This is a genomic window from Kitasatospora sp. NPDC038210 (assembly GCF_055600605.1).
Window position 1 is genome coordinate 1 of record NZ_JBVJYK010000005.1, and the last position, 15,277, is coordinate 15,277.

At 74.8% G+C, this 15,277-nt stretch carries 15 protein-coding genes and 1 riboswitch; of the genes, 5 read left to right on the forward strand and 10 right to left on the reverse strand.

Annotated elements, in window-relative coordinates:
* Positions 1–264: 264 nt before the first annotated feature.
* Positions 265–1,341, forward strand: coding sequence for an NAD(P)/FAD-dependent oxidoreductase (locus ACZ7KX_RS11680; RefSeq protein WP_470326311.1), 1,077 nt, complete (start codon positions 265–267; stop codon positions 1,339–1,341).
* 17 nt (positions 1,342–1,358) lie between these two features.
* Here ACZ7KX_RS11680 and ACZ7KX_RS11685 read toward each other — a convergent pair whose 3' ends face one another.
* The gene (locus tag ACZ7KX_RS11685) at positions 1,359–1,754 is read right to left on the reverse strand and encodes a VOC family protein (RefSeq protein WP_470326312.1); all 396 of its coding nucleotides are present in this window, start codon (positions 1,752–1,754) and stop codon (positions 1,359–1,361) included.
* A gap of 129 nt (positions 1,755–1,883) precedes the next feature.
* A complete protein-coding gene (locus tag ACZ7KX_RS11690) occupies positions 1,884–2,534 on the reverse strand; it encodes a M15 family metallopeptidase (protein WP_470326313.1) in 651 nt (216 codons plus the stop codon).
* Between the two features lie 102 nt (positions 2,535–2,636).
* Here ACZ7KX_RS11690 and ACZ7KX_RS11695 point away from each other — a divergent pair, with 102 nt between their 5' ends.
* Complete coding sequence (locus tag ACZ7KX_RS11695; protein WP_470326314.1) at positions 2,637–2,942, forward strand: putative quinol monooxygenase; 306 nt, start codon at positions 2,637–2,639, stop codon at positions 2,940–2,942.
* A gap of 494 nt (positions 2,943–3,436) precedes the next feature.
* On the opposite strand, the gene ACZ7KX_RS11700 is transcribed toward ACZ7KX_RS11695, so the two are convergent.
* From ACZ7KX_RS11700 to ACZ7KX_RS11735, 8 genes are all read right to left on the reverse strand, one after another.
* Positions 3,437–4,039, reverse strand: coding sequence for a hypothetical protein (locus ACZ7KX_RS11700; RefSeq protein ID WP_470326315.1), 603 nt, complete (start codon positions 4,037–4,039; stop codon positions 3,437–3,439).
* Between the two features lie 56 nt (positions 4,040–4,095).
* Positions 4,096–5,082: an RICIN domain-containing protein gene (locus ACZ7KX_RS11705; RefSeq protein ID WP_470326316.1), complete on the reverse strand. Its 987-nt coding sequence runs from the start codon at positions 5,080–5,082 to the stop codon at positions 4,096–4,098.
* Positions 5,083–5,146: 64 nt separating this feature from the next.
* A complete protein-coding gene (locus tag ACZ7KX_RS11710) occupies positions 5,147–5,980 on the reverse strand; it encodes an ECF transporter S component (protein WP_470326317.1) in 834 nt (277 codons plus the stop codon).
* A complete protein-coding gene (locus ACZ7KX_RS11715; protein WP_470326318.1) occupies positions 5,977–7,626 on the reverse strand; it encodes an ABC transporter ATP-binding protein in 1,650 nt (549 codons plus the stop codon). Before ACZ7KX_RS11715 ends, ACZ7KX_RS11710 begins: the two co-directional genes overlap by 4 nt.
* Positions 7,623–8,729, reverse strand: coding sequence for a CbiQ family ECF transporter T component (locus ACZ7KX_RS11720; RefSeq protein WP_470326319.1), 1,107 nt, complete (start codon positions 8,727–8,729; stop codon positions 7,623–7,625). The genes ACZ7KX_RS11715 and ACZ7KX_RS11720 overlap by 4 nt, the downstream gene beginning before the upstream one ends.
* A gap of 38 nt (positions 8,730–8,767) precedes the next feature.
* Positions 8,768–9,502: an SCO2322 family protein gene (locus ACZ7KX_RS11725; protein ID WP_470326320.1), complete on the reverse strand. Its 735-nt coding sequence runs from the start codon at positions 9,500–9,502 to the stop codon at positions 8,768–8,770.
* A complete protein-coding gene (locus ACZ7KX_RS11730) occupies positions 9,502–10,758 on the reverse strand; it encodes a prenyltransferase/squalene oxidase repeat-containing protein (protein ID WP_470326321.1) in 1,257 nt (418 codons plus the stop codon). The genes ACZ7KX_RS11725 and ACZ7KX_RS11730 overlap by 1 nt, the downstream gene beginning before the upstream one ends.
* Before the next feature lie 104 nt (positions 10,759–10,862).
* Positions 10,863–10,942, reverse strand: a riboswitch (cobalamin riboswitch).
* A gap of 143 nt (positions 10,943–11,085) precedes the next feature.
* On the reverse strand, positions 11,086–11,712 hold the full coding sequence (locus ACZ7KX_RS11735; protein WP_396550903.1) for a TetR family transcriptional regulator: 627 nt from the start codon (positions 11,710–11,712) through the stop codon (positions 11,086–11,088).
* Positions 11,713–11,930: 218 nt separating this feature from the next.
* Here ACZ7KX_RS11735 and ACZ7KX_RS11740 point away from each other — a divergent pair, with 218 nt between their 5' ends.
* From ACZ7KX_RS11740 to ACZ7KX_RS11750, 3 genes are all read left to right on the forward strand, one after another.
* Positions 11,931–13,241, forward strand: coding sequence for a glycosyltransferase family 4 protein (locus ACZ7KX_RS11740; protein WP_470326322.1), 1,311 nt, complete (start codon positions 11,931–11,933; stop codon positions 13,239–13,241).
* 129 nt (positions 13,242–13,370) lie between these two features.
* Positions 13,371–14,114 (forward strand): class I SAM-dependent methyltransferase, encoded by a 744-nt coding sequence (locus ACZ7KX_RS11745; protein WP_396550900.1) that lies wholly within the window; start codon positions 13,371–13,373, stop codon positions 14,112–14,114.
* Positions 14,111–15,172, forward strand: coding sequence for a prenyltransferase (locus tag ACZ7KX_RS11750; protein WP_350523260.1), 1,062 nt, complete (start codon positions 14,111–14,113; stop codon positions 15,170–15,172). Before ACZ7KX_RS11745 ends, ACZ7KX_RS11750 begins: the two co-directional genes overlap by 4 nt.
* Positions 15,173–15,277 lie beyond the last annotated feature (105 nt).

A 15,277-nucleotide genomic window follows, 5' to 3' on the forward strand; every position in this document is an offset into this window, starting at 1 on the left:
AGGCCGTCGCGCCCGAGAACGCTGCCCCCGCGCACTGAGCCAGTCACAGGGCGTCACCGCCCCGGCTTGACAACATTATTGGGAATCTCCCTCTGGTGACTCGGTGCCGCTGATGCCTCTGGTTCGGCTGCGCCTCCCACAGGACGCCGGACCCCGCCGATCCGTGACACGGCACGCCGTGTGACCTGCGCCACGCCGGGCCGGTGTCACGGCTCCCGGCTCGTCGGCATCTCCATGCCGACGAGCACACGGCAGGAGGCCGAGATGAGGACGATTCCCGAGATGAAGGTCGTCGTGGTGGGCGGCGGGTACGCGGGGATGCTCGCGGCCAACCGGGTCGCCAGGAAGGTGAAGGCCGCCGAGGTCACGATGGTCAACCCCCGCCCCGACTTCGTGGAACGCGTACGGCTGCACCAGCAGGTCGCCGGGACGGCCGTCGCCGCGACGCCCATCGCGTCGATGCTGCGCAACGGGGCCGTGCTGAAGGTCGGCGCCGTCGACCGGATCGGCGACGGCTGCGTCGTCCTCGACGGCGGCACGCGCCTCGACTTCGACTGGGCGTTCCTCGCCGTCGGCAGCACGGTGCGGCCGCTGCCGGGCACCGTCCCGGTGGGCACCTGGGAGGGCGCGGAGCGGGCCCGTGTCGCGCTCGCCGCGCTGGCGGCCGGGCGCACGGTGACGGTGGTCGGCGGTGGTGCCACGGGGATCGAGACGGCCGCCGAGGTGGCCTGGGCGAGGCCGGACCTGAAGGTGCGGATCGTCGGGCCGGCGGTCGGCGACACCTTCACCGACCGGGCGCACGAGAAGGTCCGGGCCGGGCTGGAGCGGCTGCGGATCGAGATCGTGGACGACAGCGCGACGGAGGCCGGCGACGGTGTCGTGCACCTGCGGTCGGGCCTGTCGCTGCTCTCCGACCTCACCCTGTGGGCGGTCGTGTCCGGCGTCCCCGACCTCGCGACCCGCAGTGGTCTCACCGTCGACGGGGACGGGCGCGCGGTCGTGGAGGCGTCGCTGCGCAGTGTCGACGACGAACGGATCTTCGCCGTCGGCGACTGCGCCGCCGTCCCCGGCGCCCGCTTCTCCTGCGCCCTCGCCGGCCCGCAGGCCGCCCACGCCGTCGACAACGTGGCGCGCCTGATCGCCGGACGCGCCCCCGTGCCGTACACCCCGCGCTACGTCGCCCGGGCCGTCACCCTCGGCCGCGACAACGCCGTCGGCCAGTTCACCCGTCGCGACGACACCCTCCGGCGGGCGCACGTCAGCGGCCGCACCGGGGTCGTGGTCAAGGAACTCGCCTCTCGCGGCGGCAAGTACGGCGCCCGCACGGGGACGGGTGGCTGACCCCTCGCCCCGCCGGCTCAGGCCGACGGCGTGAGGAGGATCCACACGTGCCCGAACGGGTCGCGGAGCATCGACTGCCGGGCGCCGTACGGCATGTCGGCCGGCGGCGAGAGGAGGTCGGCGCCCGCGGCCACCGCCTGCTCCGTCAGCGCGTCCACGTCGGGGACGTACACGTGCAGGATGACGGACGGCACAGCGGTGCCGGGCGGCGCGAACGGCGCCTCGGCGTCCCCGAGCATGAGCGTCGCGCCGTGCACCTGGATCTCGGCGTGCACGATCCGGCCGCCCTCGCCGTCGAGCCGGAACAGCTCGGAGGCGCCGAACGCGGCACCGTAGAAGTCGATGGCGGCGGCGGCACCGTCGACGACGACGTGCGGGATGACGGCCTGCTTGTGGTGCTCGGGAATCTCCATGCCGAGCACGGTAGGCCGGTGACGGTCGGTCGGGCCTCGGGCGCAGGGCCCGCTGGTCCTACGCTTCGAGGCGGAGGACCGGAGGACCGGAGGGCCTGGGCCCTGCGGGTCCTGCGGGTCCTACGGGTCCTACAGGCTTCGGGACCCGTACAGGGCGGACGGCGCACCCGTGGCCAGCGCCCAGTAGCGGTCCCCGTACGACCAGTGCCACCACTCGGTGGGGTAGTTGACCAGCCCGGCGCCGGTCAGGACCGCGCTGAGCAGGCGTCGGTTGGCCCGGGCCTGCGGGTCGAGGCCGTCGGCGTCGGTGTAGCAGGCCCCGGCGCTCTCCTCCGGGCTGGCGTTGACCCTGGTGCCGAGGTCGAGTTCGTGGCCGTCGGGGTCGACGAGGGTGAGGTCGACGGCGGCGCCCGCGCTGTGCGGTGCTATCTCCGGCGGTGACACGTAGCGGCTGGTCGCCGACCTGACCCGGTCGTCCGGCCAGCCGGGGTTCGCGGCCCGCAACTCGTTGGCGTACTCGTCGAAGTAGCGGCTCTGGAGCTCCGGCGGCCGGTAGCCCTCCACGAACAGCAGCCGCAGTCCGTCCGGCAACCGCGACTGGGCGTCGAGCAGCCGGTCGAGGACGGCGGCCCGCAGGTGCGTGAACGCGCCGGTGCCGTCCTGCTTGCGCTCGTCGACGAGCAGGCCGCCGGCGCCCCGCACGTCCAGGAGTCGTTCGCCGCACTCCTGGACCGCGACGGCGGCCACCTTCGGGTCGGACATGAGGACGATCTCGCTCAACTGCGCCTCCCTGACTGGCGATCGGGTGCTGCCCGCGGTCCGAGCGGACTCCCCGTGGATCACTACCAATAACATGATCATTCGACACCATTGGAGATTCACATGCCCGTTGTCATTGCCACGATCAGGACCAAGCCCGGCCGGCGCGACGAAGTCCTCGCCGCGTTCGAGAAGCACGCCCCCGCCGTCCACGCCGAGGACGGCTGCGAGCTCTACGCCGTCCACGCCGGCCCCGACCGCGTCACCGTGGTCGAGAAGTGGGCCGACCAGGCCGCCCTGGACGCCCACAGCGCGGGCGACACCCTGGTCGCCATCGCCGCAGCCATCACCGACGCGCTCGCCGGGCCCCTCGACGTCGCGGTCATGGACCCTTACCCCGCCGGCGACGAGGCCAAGGGCCTGCTCTGACCCTCGCAACGTCCTGTGACCGGTCGATGACGGCCTTCGCGCAGTTGCCCCCGCCCCGGGAGGGAATGGCCGGGCGCGAGCGGGTCGGGTGTGGTTGGACCGGCCGGACCGCGTGGTCGGCTGACGAGGTACTCCGGGAGCGCGCCCCGGGCTTGCAGGCCCGGGGCGCGCCGACGGACGCGCTACTAGGGTGAACATTGCGCAATGAGAGAGCCCCGGCGGTGCTGGAACACCCCGGGGAATGGCACCTGGAGCAAAGGCCTCCCGAATGCAGATTCATCGCATCCCTCGGCATGCCCCCGGGTACACGATCCTCGACAACGGCCACGTCATCCGCAAGCACTCGCTGAGTTGGGCGGCACGGATCGCGGCGGTGCCGACCGTTCCGGCTGCCACGCGTGGCAGCCGACTGGCCGCGCCGGCACGAGTGCCCCGGGCGGGACGGGATGTGCGGGCGGCCGGTCGGGTTCGCCGGGCAGCGGTGCGGCCGGTGCTCACCAGGTGAGGAAGTCGGGCAGCTCGTCGGTGGGTGGCAGCGGCGCGTCTGCGGGTAGCGGGCGGATCTGGACGTAGGCGTGCTCGAACTGCGAGTACGAGAAGCCGTCGAGCCCCGGCGCGACGACCAGGAGGTTGCCTCCCCGGCGCCAGATCCGGTACCGCCAGCGGTGCTTCTCGTGCGTCACGTCGTGGTCGGGCGGACCGAGCAGTTCCGTGAAGTGGCCTGCCACGACGTCCAGTCGGGCGTCGAAGGCCCCGGCCGGCGGGTCGACGACGCTCCGCCAGCCGGGCTGCTCCGCCCAGAAGTCCTCCGTCCACGCCCCGTCGGGGTGGATCCAGTACTCGTACGCGAACGGCACGGCGAGGCGGTCGTCCCCGTACACCAGGTGCCCGGCGGGCGTGTACGCCTTCTCGTTGAGGTCGCCGAGGTAGTCGCCGGTGGAGCGCCAGCCGGCGGCCGCCATGGCCTTCTCGGTGATCTCCGGGTCCTCCCAGTCGAGCTCGGCCATCCCGGCGATCCGGGCGGCCAGTTCGGGCGTGACCGGGCAGGCCGCGACGATCCAGGGCGACTCGTCCTCGTGCTCGTCCTCGTCGGACACAGGGGGAACTCCGTTCTTCCGCGGCGTACGGACGTTCACCCTACAAACGGACGGCCTCAGAGCGTGTCGCGGACCTCGATGAAGCCGCGGTCCACCACGAACCGCTGGTTGGGGTTGGTGGCGCCGCAGTCGTAGAGGAACACGTTGTCGCCGTTGGTGCGGTACGACCCGACGTCCACGCACATCTCCTCGCCGCTGCCGGCGGTCCGCTGCAGGACGAGCGCGCCGCGGCGCAGCAGCCAGGTCTGGTTGGCGCGCGCGGCCTGGGAGTTCTCGCAGGCCCAGATGCGGACGACATCGCCGTTGGTGCCGGTGTAGTCGGCGTCGAGGCACATCTCCTGCGCCGTGCCGACGGTGTCGGCGACCTTCACCCTCCCGTCGTCCAGGACGAAGCGCTGGTTGGTGTTCTCCAGGCAGTCCCAGACCCGGACGTTGTCGGCGTTGAAGCGGGTGCCGCCGACGTCCAGGCACTTGGCGGTCGACGTCCGGGGCGGGGTGGCGACGTTGAGGGTGCCGTCGGTGATGGTGTACTCGGTGCTGCTCCCCGGGTTGGTGTAGCGGAACGAGCCGTTGCCGCGCGGGAGGGTGGTGCCGGCCGGGGCGTACGGGTCGACGGTGACCTGCGGGGAGAAGCGGAAGTAGCCGTTGGCCGGCCAGCCGCTGTTGCCGCCGTTGCGGCCGTAGCCCTCGCAGGTGAGGGTCCGGTTGCCGTTGCCGAGGGTGCATCCCCGCAGGCCGACGTTGTTGGGGCCCCAGGACGTGCCGTCGCTGCTGTACTCGGTCGGGACGGTGGACTGTGCGGGGAAGGTGGTGTTGCCCGGGGCGGTGAAGACGGCGGTCATGCCGGAGGGCGGGAGCAGGCCGGCGCCGCCGGTGTTCTGGTACGTCCACGGGACGGCGCCCGTGCGGCCGGGCGCGATGCTGGCGGTGGTGGGGACGTCGCGGCCGATGAAGGTGACGGCGGCGGCGGGGGAGGCGAGGGCCGTGGCGAGGGTGAGGGAGAGTGCGGCCACGGTCGCCATGCGGGTGAGGGTTCGGATCACGGTGGCGATGATCGTGGACGAACCGGTGCGGCGGAGGTGTACGGCGCGCGCGGGGAAAGGCGGTTCACCCTTCCGGCGGCCGGAAGGTGACGGGCGCGTCGAAGGCGGCCCGGCGGGTGGCGCGGCGCAGGGCGCGCAGCACGGGCGTGCCGAGGGTGAGGCACAGGACGACGGTCAGCGCGGCCCGCGGGAGGTCCCAACCCAGCGACGTGGTCAGGCAGTAGGCCGCGAAGCGGACCAGGTTGGCACCCACCGGGTCGCCCGGGACGAAGGAGATGGAGCCCGCCAGCCCGCCGATGTACGGCCAGCCCTGCAGGTTCATGACGGTGCCGTACGCCACGGCCGACACCGCGCCGTACCCCGCGAGCAGCAGGAGTTCGCGCCGCCCGCGCATCCGGGAGGCCCCCGGCAGCAGCCCCGCACCGAGGCAGACCCAGCCCATCGCCAGCATCTGGAACGGCAGCCAGGGGCCGACCCCGCCGGTGAGCAGGGCGGAGGCGAACATCGACAACGAGCCGAGGACGAAGCCGAATCCGGGCCCGAGCACCCGCCCGGACAGCACCATCAGGAAGAACATCGGTTCCAGGCCCGCCGTGCCCGCGCCGAGCGGGCGCAGCGCCGCGCCCGTCGCGGCCAGGACGCCCAGCAGTGCCACGGACTTGGCGTCCAGCCCGGGGGCGCCGCCGCCCGCCGACCGGCCTTCGGAGATCTGCGCGACGACGACGGCGAGCAGGAGCGGGAGGAGGAGGGCGAACAGCCAGGGCGCGTCGGTGGAGTGGCCGACCAGCGCGGACTTGGTGGAGGCGAGCAGCGGCCAGCCGAAGGCGGCGACGCCGACCAGCGAGGTCAGGGCGAGGACCGCGACCGACCGGCGGCCGAGGGGGACGGGACGGTTCATGCGCCGAGCGCCTCCGCGACCTGCCGCACGGTGAGCCACGGCCCCGGCGCGAGCACCTTGGCGACCTGCGGGGCGAAGGCGGGGGAGGAGACCACGACCTCCGCCGTCGGCCCGTCCGCGACGATCTCGCCCTCGGCCAGGATCACCGTGCGGTGCGCGAGTTCGGCGGCCAGCTCGACGTCGTGCGTGGCCAGCAGCACGGCGTGCCCCTCGGCGGCGAGGTCGCGCAGGATCTCCACCAGCCGGGCCTTGGCGGCGTAGTCCAGGCCGCGGGTCGGCTCGTCGAGCAGCAGCAGCGGGGGCCGGGCGGTGAGCACGACGGCGAGTGCGAGGGTGAGCCGCTGGCCTTCGGAGAGGTCGCGCGGGTGGGCGGTGTCGGCGATGCCGGGCAGGAGGCGCTCCACCAGGGCGCGGCAGGTGCCCGCGGCGGCGCCGGCGTCGGTGTCCGCCGCCGCGCCCTCGGCGGCGACCGACTCGCCGTACAGCAGGTCGCGCGGGTCCTGCGGGACGAGGCCGACCTTGCGGATCAGCTCGGCGGGGCGGGCGCGGTGCGGGGCGCGGCCGCCGACCTCGACCTTGCCGGAGGCGGGGGCGTGCAGGCCGACCAGGCTGCCCAGCAGGGTGGACTTGCCGGCGCCGTTGCGGCCCATCAGGGCGGTGATCTCGCCGGGCCGCAGGGCCAGGTCGACCCCGCGCAGCGCCTGGACGGGGCCGCGCCGGACGGCGAGGCGGTCGGCGACGGCGACGGGTCCGGCGACGGGCTCACCGGCGGGGGCGGGCAGGCCGACGGCGACGGGCTCAGCGGCGGGGCCCGGTTCGCCGGCGGGTGCGCGGCCGTCCAGCTCGGAGCGCAGCGCCGCCGCCTTGCGCCGCGCGTCGCGCACCGACAGCGGCAGCGGCCGCCAGCCCGCGAGCCGGCCGAGGCCGACGACGGGCGGGTGCACCGGCGAGTGCGCCATCACCTCGGCCGGTTCGCCCAGCACCGGGGGCGCGCCCGGGGTCAGCAGCAGCACCTGGTCGGCGTACTGGACGACCCGCTCCAGCCGGTGCTCGGCCATCAGCACGGTGGTGCCGAGGTCGTGCACCAGCCGCTGCAGGACGGCCAGCACCTCCTCGGCCGCGCCGGGGTCGAGCGCCGAGGTCGGCTCGTCCAGGACCAGCACCCGGGGGTGCACGGTGAGCACCGAGCCGATCGCGACGCGCTGCTGCTGGCCGCCGGAGAGGGAGGCGAGCGCGCGGTCGCGCAGGTCGGCGAGGCCGAGCAGGTCGAGGGTCTCCTCGACCCGGCGGCGCATCACGTCGGCGGGCAGGCCCAGCGACTCCATGCCGTAGGCGAGTTCGTCCTCCACGGTGTCGGCGACGAAGTGCGCCGCCGGGTCCTGCCCCACCGTGCCGACCAGGTCGGCGAGTTCGCGCGGCCGGTGCTCGCGGGTGTCCCGGCCGCCGACGGTGACCCGGCCGTGCAGCACGCCGCCGGTGAAGTGCGGGACCAGGCCGCTGACCGTCCCCAGCAGGGTCGACTTGCCGGAGCCCGACGGGCCCACCAGCAGGCAGAGTTCGCCCTCGGGGACGGTCAGGTCGACGCCTTCCAGGACGGGGGCGGCGGACTCCTCGTACCGGACGGAGACCTGCTCGAAGGTGATCACGATGCCCTCCGGGGCGGGGTCGGGGCGGCGAACGCCGGTACCAGGCCGAGCAGCACGGTCAGGACGGCGGCCAGCGGTAGCGCGGGGACGGTCGGCGGGACGACGGTGGGGGCGAAGGCTGCCGGGTCCCGGGTGGCCAGGTAGGCGGTGAGGGCCGCGACGGCGGCGCCGGAGCCGGCGGTCAGCCACTCGGGCAGCACCCAGGGGTCGGGCCGGTAGCGGGTCCTGACGGACCGTCTGCTGCCGAGCAGCAGTCCGGCGAAGGCGGCGCCCGTGCCGAGCACCAGCACGGGCAGTGCCCAGCCGGCGCCGCCGGCGGTCAGCAGTCCGTACGCGGCCAGGCAGACGCCGAGCAGCCCGGTCAGGGTGAGCGCCGCCGTCGCCCGGGCGAGCCGGTGCGGGACGTCGGCGGTACGGCCGAAGCCCCGGGTGTCCATCGCGGCGGCCAGGGCGACGGACCGCTCCAACGCACCCTCCAGCACCGGCAGTCCGACGCTCAGCACGGCGGCGACGCCCTTGTCCGTACGGCCGCGCAGCCGTCGTGCGGCGCGCAGCCGGCGGACGTCCGCGACCAGGTTCGGCGCGAAGGTCATCGCCACCACCACCGCCACGCCCGCCTCGTACAGCGCGCCGGGCAGGGTGCGCAGCAGCCGGGCCGGGCTGGCCAGGGAGTTGGCGGCGCCCACGCAGACCAGCAGGGTGGCCAGGCGCAGCCCGTCGTACAGCGCGGCGAGCAGGCCCTCGGTGGTCACCCGGCCGCCGATCCGCACGCCCTGCGCCCAGACGGGCAGCGGCACTTCGGGCAGCGTGAACAGCACATGGGTGCCGGGGATCGGCGAGCCCAGGAAGACGGCGAACACCAGCCGGATGCCGAGCACCAGCAGGCCCAGCCGCAGGAACGCCCCGTACGACCGCGACCAGGGCGCGTCGCCGCGCCGGGCCGCCACCACGTACCCGGCGACGGCGCAGAGCAGCAGCAGGATCGCCGGGTTGGTGGTGCGGGTGGCCGCCGCGCCCAGCCCGAGTGCCCACGACCACCAGGCGCCGGGGTGCAGTTGGCGGGGGCCGGTGGGCGGCCGGGTACTGCGGGCGGTGCTGCTCACGGAGACGTTCCCTGGATCGGGTGCGGCCTGGGCGGGGTTCACGGGTTGCGGCGGCGGCGGGCCTGCAGGACGGCGCCGCCGGCGAGGACGGCGACCAGTGCGCCACCGGCGATCAGCCCGATGTCCGGGCCGCCGCCGTGGGCGGGGGAGGTGCCGCCGGCGGCCGGTGCGGCCGCGCCCGCGGCGCCGAGCTGGTCGGCGCAGCCCGCCGTCGGGTACCCGGCGATGGCGCACAGCAGCCCGTTGGTGTCGTACCGCAGTGGTGGCGCGACGGCGGCCAGCACCTCGGCCGAGGTGGCGCGCGGGGCGACGACGGCGCACGCCGTCCGCGGTTCGGGCACCGCCCCGGCGGCCGGTCCGGCGTCGTCGGCGGTCCCGAAGTCCAGGACGACGGCCACCCGCTTGCGGCCGTCCTGCGCGGGGGTCTGCGCACAGATGTCCGCGAAGCTCCCGGCCGTCCGCGGCCTGGCGGCGTCCTGCCCGCCGTCCGGACTCACCGCGAACCGCCACCCGTCCACGGCCCCGTCGGGCGGCACCGCGATCGCCGGGCCCTGCTGCTGGTAGGCCCACCCGCCGTCGGCGCCGCGCCAGAACGACCAGTACCGGTACCCGGCCGCCTCGGCGGGCGCCGCGCCGGCGAGCACCAGGAGCGTTCCGAGCAGCGGCAGGAGCAGCACGGCGAGGCGCCCGCGCGCCCGCGTGCGACGCGGGGTGGCGCCGCCGGTGGCGGCCGCTCCGAGCCGGGCGGGCCGGGGGTGGCGGGTCGGGGGCATCAGAGGTTCGGGTTGCGCTTGCGCTGGAGGCTGAGCAGGAGGCCGCCGCCGATGCCGACGAGGAGGCCGATGCCGATGAGCCAGTACTGGCCGATGCCGTCGTTCTTCTTCTTCGCCGGGGTGGCCTCCTCCGTGGCGGGGGCGGTGGCCTTGGGGGCGGGGCCGAGCGCGGTCAGCTTGCCGGTGAGGTCGGCGGTGGGGCGGTGGTCGGCCTGGGCGACCAGGAGGAGGGTGGCGGTGGCGGCGGCGTCGGTGCCGTTCTTGGTCCAGGTGGCCTCCTGCGCGTCGAGCCAGTCGGCGGCGTCGGTGGCCTGGTCGGGGTGGCCGCTCTGGATGAGGGAGAGGGTGGCCCAGGCGGTGGCGGTGTAGTCGGGGCTCGGGGCGGCGCCCGGGGTGGTGAGGGTGAGGTGGTTGCCGCCGCTCGTGAGCTGGGCGGCGAGGTAGGCGCCGACGGCCTCGCCCGCTTCGGCGTGCGGGACGGTGGCGGGTGCGGAGCCGTCGGAGCAGGCGAGGGGCTTCGGCTCGGCGTCGGCGCGGACCGAGTTGGCGACCGGCAGGTGTCCGCCCGCGGCGGCGAGCGCGGCCTGGCCGCTGGCCAGGGCATTGGGGGCGAGGGCGCCGGTGGCGGGGTCCGGCTGGTAGGCGAAGGCCCCGCGCTGGTCGGCGGGGGCGGAGCAGCCGAGCTGGAAGCGGGCGAGGCCGTCGAAGGCGTTCTTCCCGGCGCCGCCGGGCCCGGCCTTGGCGACGCTCGCCGGGTCGGTCCGGGCGGCGAACAGCGCGTTGACGGCGAGCCCGGTGGAGTTGGCGTCGCCCGGGCTGCCCGGGTTGTAGGCCCAGCTGCCGTCGGCGTTCTGGTTGGCCTTGAGCCAGGCGACGCCCTTGTCGACGGCCGGCTGGTGCCCGCCGAGGGCGACCAGGGCCTGGACGGCGAGGGCGGTGGCGTTGCTGTCCTCGGTCTTGGGGTCGCAGGCCGTGCCGGCCGCCCGGTAGGAGGGCCAGCCGCCGTCCTCGCACTGCTGGCCGGTGAGCCAGCCGACCGCCGAGTCGGCGGGGGTGACCTTGGCCGCGGAGAGCGCGGTGAGCGCCAGTGACTGCCGCCACACGCCGTCGTACGTCGGGTCGCTCTTCCCGTACAGGCCGTCGGGGGCGGCGGCAGGGGTCGGCGAGGGGGTGTCGGCCAGGGCCGGTCCGGCGGCGACGCCGGCGAGCAGAGCGGCGGACAGGGCGGCGGCGCCCAGGCGGGCGGCGGTCAGCATGGTGCGGTGGTGCCTTTCGGTGAGCGGTGGTGGCCCGGGCGGGCCGTTCCGTAGTCCTCGACGGTGCCGGCGCGTGCGTCCGGACTGGCCGCTCGCCCCGCCCCGGGTGCTCCGACTCGTCCGGCGACCAGGAGGGCCGGGCTCACGGTTGCGGGGTCAGTGCCGGATTCCCACCGGCTTCCCCCGGGGGAGGAGCGGGATGGAGTTGTGGTGCCCGTCGACTCTAACCGCCGGAGCGGGCGGACCACCGCGCCGCAGCAGGAACAGGTTCCAGTGGGAGGGCTCCCCGGTGCCGCCGGGGCGACGGCCGGCGGTGCTCCGCCGCGGTCACGGCAGGGTGAGCAGCCGCGCCGCCGTGTGCAGGTCGGCCCGGACCTCGGCGATCGAGGCGCGCCCGGAGAGCCAGGCGACGAGCGCCGAGTGCCAGGTGTGCTCGATCACCCGCACCGCCGCGCGCTGGCTCTCGCTGGGCGGGCCGGACTGGCCGATCGCGTCCAGGATGAGCTGCCCGGTGGCCACGCTGACCTGGTCCACCTCGGCGCCGACCGAGCGGTCCGCGAAGGACAGCGCCCGGACCATCGCCTCGGCCAGCAGCGGCTCGCGCTGCAGCGCGTGGAAGGCCCGGGTGAGGGTGTCGGCGACCCGCAGGGCCGGTTCCGCGTCGGTCGGCGGGTGGCGCCGGATGTGTTCGTGCAGGCCCTGCAGCTGTTCCAGCATCACCGCGACCAGCAGGTGCACCTTGGACGGGAAGTACCGGTACAGCGTGCCGAGCGCGACCTGGGCGCTCTCCGCGACCTCCCGCATCTGCACCGCCTCGTACCCGCCCCGGGCGGCCAGCGCGGTGGCGGCCCGCAGGATCCGCCGCCGGCGCTCGGCCTGCCGCGTGGTCAGCGGCGGCTCGCCGGGCCGGGGCGTGACGGGGGTCGGGGTCAGGGGCTCGGTCGACGGCGGCAAAGGTGCTCCCGGGCAGGCGAGAGTGGCGGTGTGCCCACTTGGTCGGCAGGGTCGGCGTGGCGGGAATCACCAGCCCTGACACCTGAGGAAAAGCTACGGGCCGGTATCTTCGAGGTCTCTCATTGTTCACGTGGTCGATGACGAGTTCCACATCCACTGAAACCTGATCTACTTTAGCGACCGGCAGCACAGATAGCAGCTAGAGATGAGGGCCCAGGATGACCGCGCAGCCGCTGCGGATTGCCCTGCTGTCGTACCGCGGGGACCCCTTCTGCGGCGGTCAGGGCGTGTACGTACGGCACCTCTCCCGTGAGCTGGCCAGGCTCGGCCACCACGTGGACGTGATCGGCGCCCAGCCCTACCCGGTGCTGGACGAGGTCGAGGGCCCCGGTTCGGTGCGCCTGGTCGAGCTGCCCAGCCTGGACCTCTACCGGGCCGACGACCCCTTCCGCACCCCGTCCCGCGGCGAGTTCCGCGGCCCGGTGGACGCTTTGGAGTTCGCCACCATGCGCACCGGCGGCTTCCCCGAGCCGCTCACCTTCTCGCTGCGCGCCCGCCGCCACCTGGCCGCCCACAAGGGCCGCTACGACGTGGTGCACGACAACCAGACCCTCGGCTACGGCCTGCTGGGCCTGGCCCGGCACGGCTTCCCGCTGGTCACCACGATCCACCACCCGATCACCGTGGACCGGCAGTTGGAGCTGGACGCGGCCACCACCCGGCTCAAGCGCCTCTCGCTGCGCCGCTGGTACGCCTTCACCCGGATGCAGCGCCGGGTCGCGGCCCGGCTGGACCACGTGATCACCGTCTCCGGCACCTCGCAGCGCGAGATCGCCGAGCACCTGGGCGCCGCGCCCGGCGCGATCTCGGTGGTGCCGATCGGCGCCGACACCCGGCTCTGGTCGCCCTCGGACGCGGTCGAGCGGGTGCCCGGACGGATCGTCACCACCTCCAGCGCCGACGTCCCGTTGAAGGGCCTGGTCTTCCTGGTCGAGGCGCTGGCCAAGGTCCGCACCGAGCGGGACGCCCACCTGGTGGTGGTCGGCAAGCCGCAGAAGGAGGACGGGCCGGTGGCCGAGGCGGTGCGCCGCTTCGGGCTGGCCGGGCACATCGAGTTCCGCAGCGGCCTGACCGACCAGGAGCTGGTCGACCTGTACCGCTCGGCCGAGGTGGCCTGCGTCCCGTCGCTGTACGAGGGCTTCTCGCTGCCGGCCGCCGAGGCGATGGCCACCGGCACCCCGCTGGTCGCCACCACCGGCGGGGCGATCCCCGAGGTCGCCGGACCGGACGGGGAGACCTGCCTGGCCGTGCCGCCGGGCGAGGCGGACGCGCTGGCCGCGGCGCTCGGCCGGCTGCTGGACGACCCGCAGCTGCGCGCCGCGCTCGGCGCGGCGGGCCGGGAGCGGGTGCTGGCCCGGTTCACCTGGGAGCGGGCCGCCGAGCTGACCGCCGAGGCCTACCGCGCGGCGATCGCCACCGGCGTCGGAGCCCGGGCCCGTTCAGGGCCGGGCTGGCGGTACGTGGCCTAGCCGCCAGGGTCGGGTCGGCAGCCCGGCCGGGTGTGCCGACGCGGAGCGCCGCCCCGGGGCGCGCGCCGCCCGACGAAGCGTGACGAAGCGTCAAGGACGCTTGGTAGCAATAGGAATGGGAGTCCTGCAGTGCTGACCGTCGATTTCTCGCGCTTCCCGCTCGCCCCCGGCGACCGGGTGCTCGACCTGGGCTGCGGCGGGGGCCGGCACGCGTTCGAGTGCTACCGCCGCGGCGCCAACGTGATCGCCCTCGACCAGAACACCGAGGAGATCGCCGAGGTCAAGAAGTGGTTCGCGGCGATGGAGCAGGCCGGCGAGGCCCCCGAGGGCGCGTCGGCGGTCGCGATGGAGGGCAACGCGCTGGCCCTGCCGTTCGAGGACGAGTACTTCGACAAGATCATCATCTCCGAGGTGATGGAGCACATCCCCGACGACAAGGGCGTGCTCAACGAGATGTTCCGCGTCCTCAAGCCGGGCGGCCTGCTCGCCGTCACCGTGCCGCGCTGGCTGCCCGAGAAGATCTGCTGGGCGCTGTCCGACGAGTACCACGAGGTCGAAGGCGGCCACATCCGGATCTACCGGGGCGACGAGCTGCTCGGCAAGCTCAAGGACGCCGGCCTGGAACCGTACGGCACCCACCACGCGCACGCGCTGCACTCGCCGTACTGGTGGATCAAGTGCGCGGTCGGCGTGAACAACGACAAGGCGCTGCCGGTCAAGGCCTACCACCAGCTGCTGGTCTGGGACATCGTCGGCACCCCGGTGATCAGCACCCTCACCAAGGCCGCCGAGCGGGCGCTCAACCCGGTCATCGGCAAGAGCTTCGTCGCGTACGCCTCCAAGCCGAACCGCGCCCCGGGCGGCGCGGCGTGACCGCCGCCGTCCCCGAGGTGCTGCTCCTCGACGGCGTGCTCGACGCCGAGCAGGCCGCCGACACCGTGCGCAGCATCCTCGCCGAGCAGCGCCCCGACGGCGCCATACCCTGGTTCGCCGGCCACCACCTGGACCCCTGGGACCACACCGAGGCCGCGATGGCCCTCGACACGGCCGGCGAGCACGCCGCCGCCGAGGCCGCCTACCGCTGGCTCGCGGCCAACCAGAACCCGGACGGCTCCTGGTACGCCGCCTACACCGACGGCGTCGTCACCGACCGGGCCAAGGAGAGCAACTTCTGCGCCTACGTGGCGGTCGGGGTCTGGCACCACCACCTCAGCACCGGCGACGACGCCTTCCTGGAGTGGATCTGGCCCGTCGTCCGGCGCGCCCTGGACTTCATCGTCTCGCTGCGGCTGCCCGGCGGCCCGATCGCCTGGCGGGTCGCCGAGGACGGCGCCGCCACCGAGGAGGCGCTGCTCACCGGCTCGTCCAGCATCCTGCACGCGCTGCGCTGCGGCCTGGCCGTCGCCGACTACCTGGAGGAGCCGCAGCCCGACTGGGAGCTCGCGGCCGGCCGGCTGCGGCACGCCATCGCCCACCACCCCGAGCGGTTCCTGGACAAGGACCGCTACTCGATGGACTGGTACTACCCGGTGCTCGGCACCGGCCTGCGCGGCGACGCAGCGGTGGCCCGGATCGAGCGGGACTGGGAGCGCTTCGTCGTCCCCGGCCTCGGCGTGCGCTGCGTCAGCGACCGCCCGTGGGTGACCGGCGGCGAGAGCGCCGAGCTGGCCCTGGCGCTCTGGGCGATCGGGCAGTCCGACCGCGCGGTGGACATCCTGCGCTGGATCCAGAAGCACCTGCGGCACGAGGACGGCTCGTACTGGACCGGGTACGTGTTCGAGGACGACGCGATCTGGCCCGAGGAGCGCACCACCTGGACGGCCGGGGCGCTGCTGCTCGCGGTGGCCGCGCTCGGCGGGGACCCGGCCACGGTCGCGGTCTTCGGCGGGGACCAGCTGCCCGCCGGGCTGGTGGTCCAGGACTGCTGCTGAGCGCCCGCCCGTCCGGAACGGGTGCGGCCCGGGTACGGGTACGGCGAAGCGCGGGTACGAGGAAGGGGCGGGACCGGAGAACCGGTCCCGCCCCTTCGCCGTGTG

Coding starts and splice junctions, on each gene's coding strand:
- ACZ7KX_RS11680 (WP_470326311.1), top strand. CDS start 265: ATGAGGACGATTCCCGAGATGAAGGTCGTCGTGGTGGGCGGCGGGTAC.
- ACZ7KX_RS11685 (WP_470326312.1), bottom strand. CDS start 1,754: ATGGAGATTCCCGAGCACCACAAGCAGGCCGTCATCCCGCACGTCGTC.
- ACZ7KX_RS11695 (WP_470326314.1), top strand. CDS start 2,637: ATGCCCGTTGTCATTGCCACGATCAGGACCAAGCCCGGCCGGCGCGAC.
- ACZ7KX_RS11710 (WP_470326317.1), bottom strand. CDS start 5,980: ATGAACCGTCCCGTCCCCCTCGGCCGCCGGTCGGTCGCGGTCCTCGCC.
- ACZ7KX_RS11725 (WP_470326320.1), bottom strand. CDS start 9,502: ATGCCCCCGACCCGCCACCCCCGGCCCGCCCGGCTCGGAGCGGCCGCC.
- ACZ7KX_RS11730 (WP_470326321.1), bottom strand. CDS start 10,758: ATGCTGACCGCCGCCCGCCTGGGCGCCGCCGCCCTGTCCGCCGCTCTG.
- ACZ7KX_RS11740 (WP_470326322.1), top strand. CDS start 11,931: ATGACCGCGCAGCCGCTGCGGATTGCCCTGCTGTCGTACCGCGGGGAC.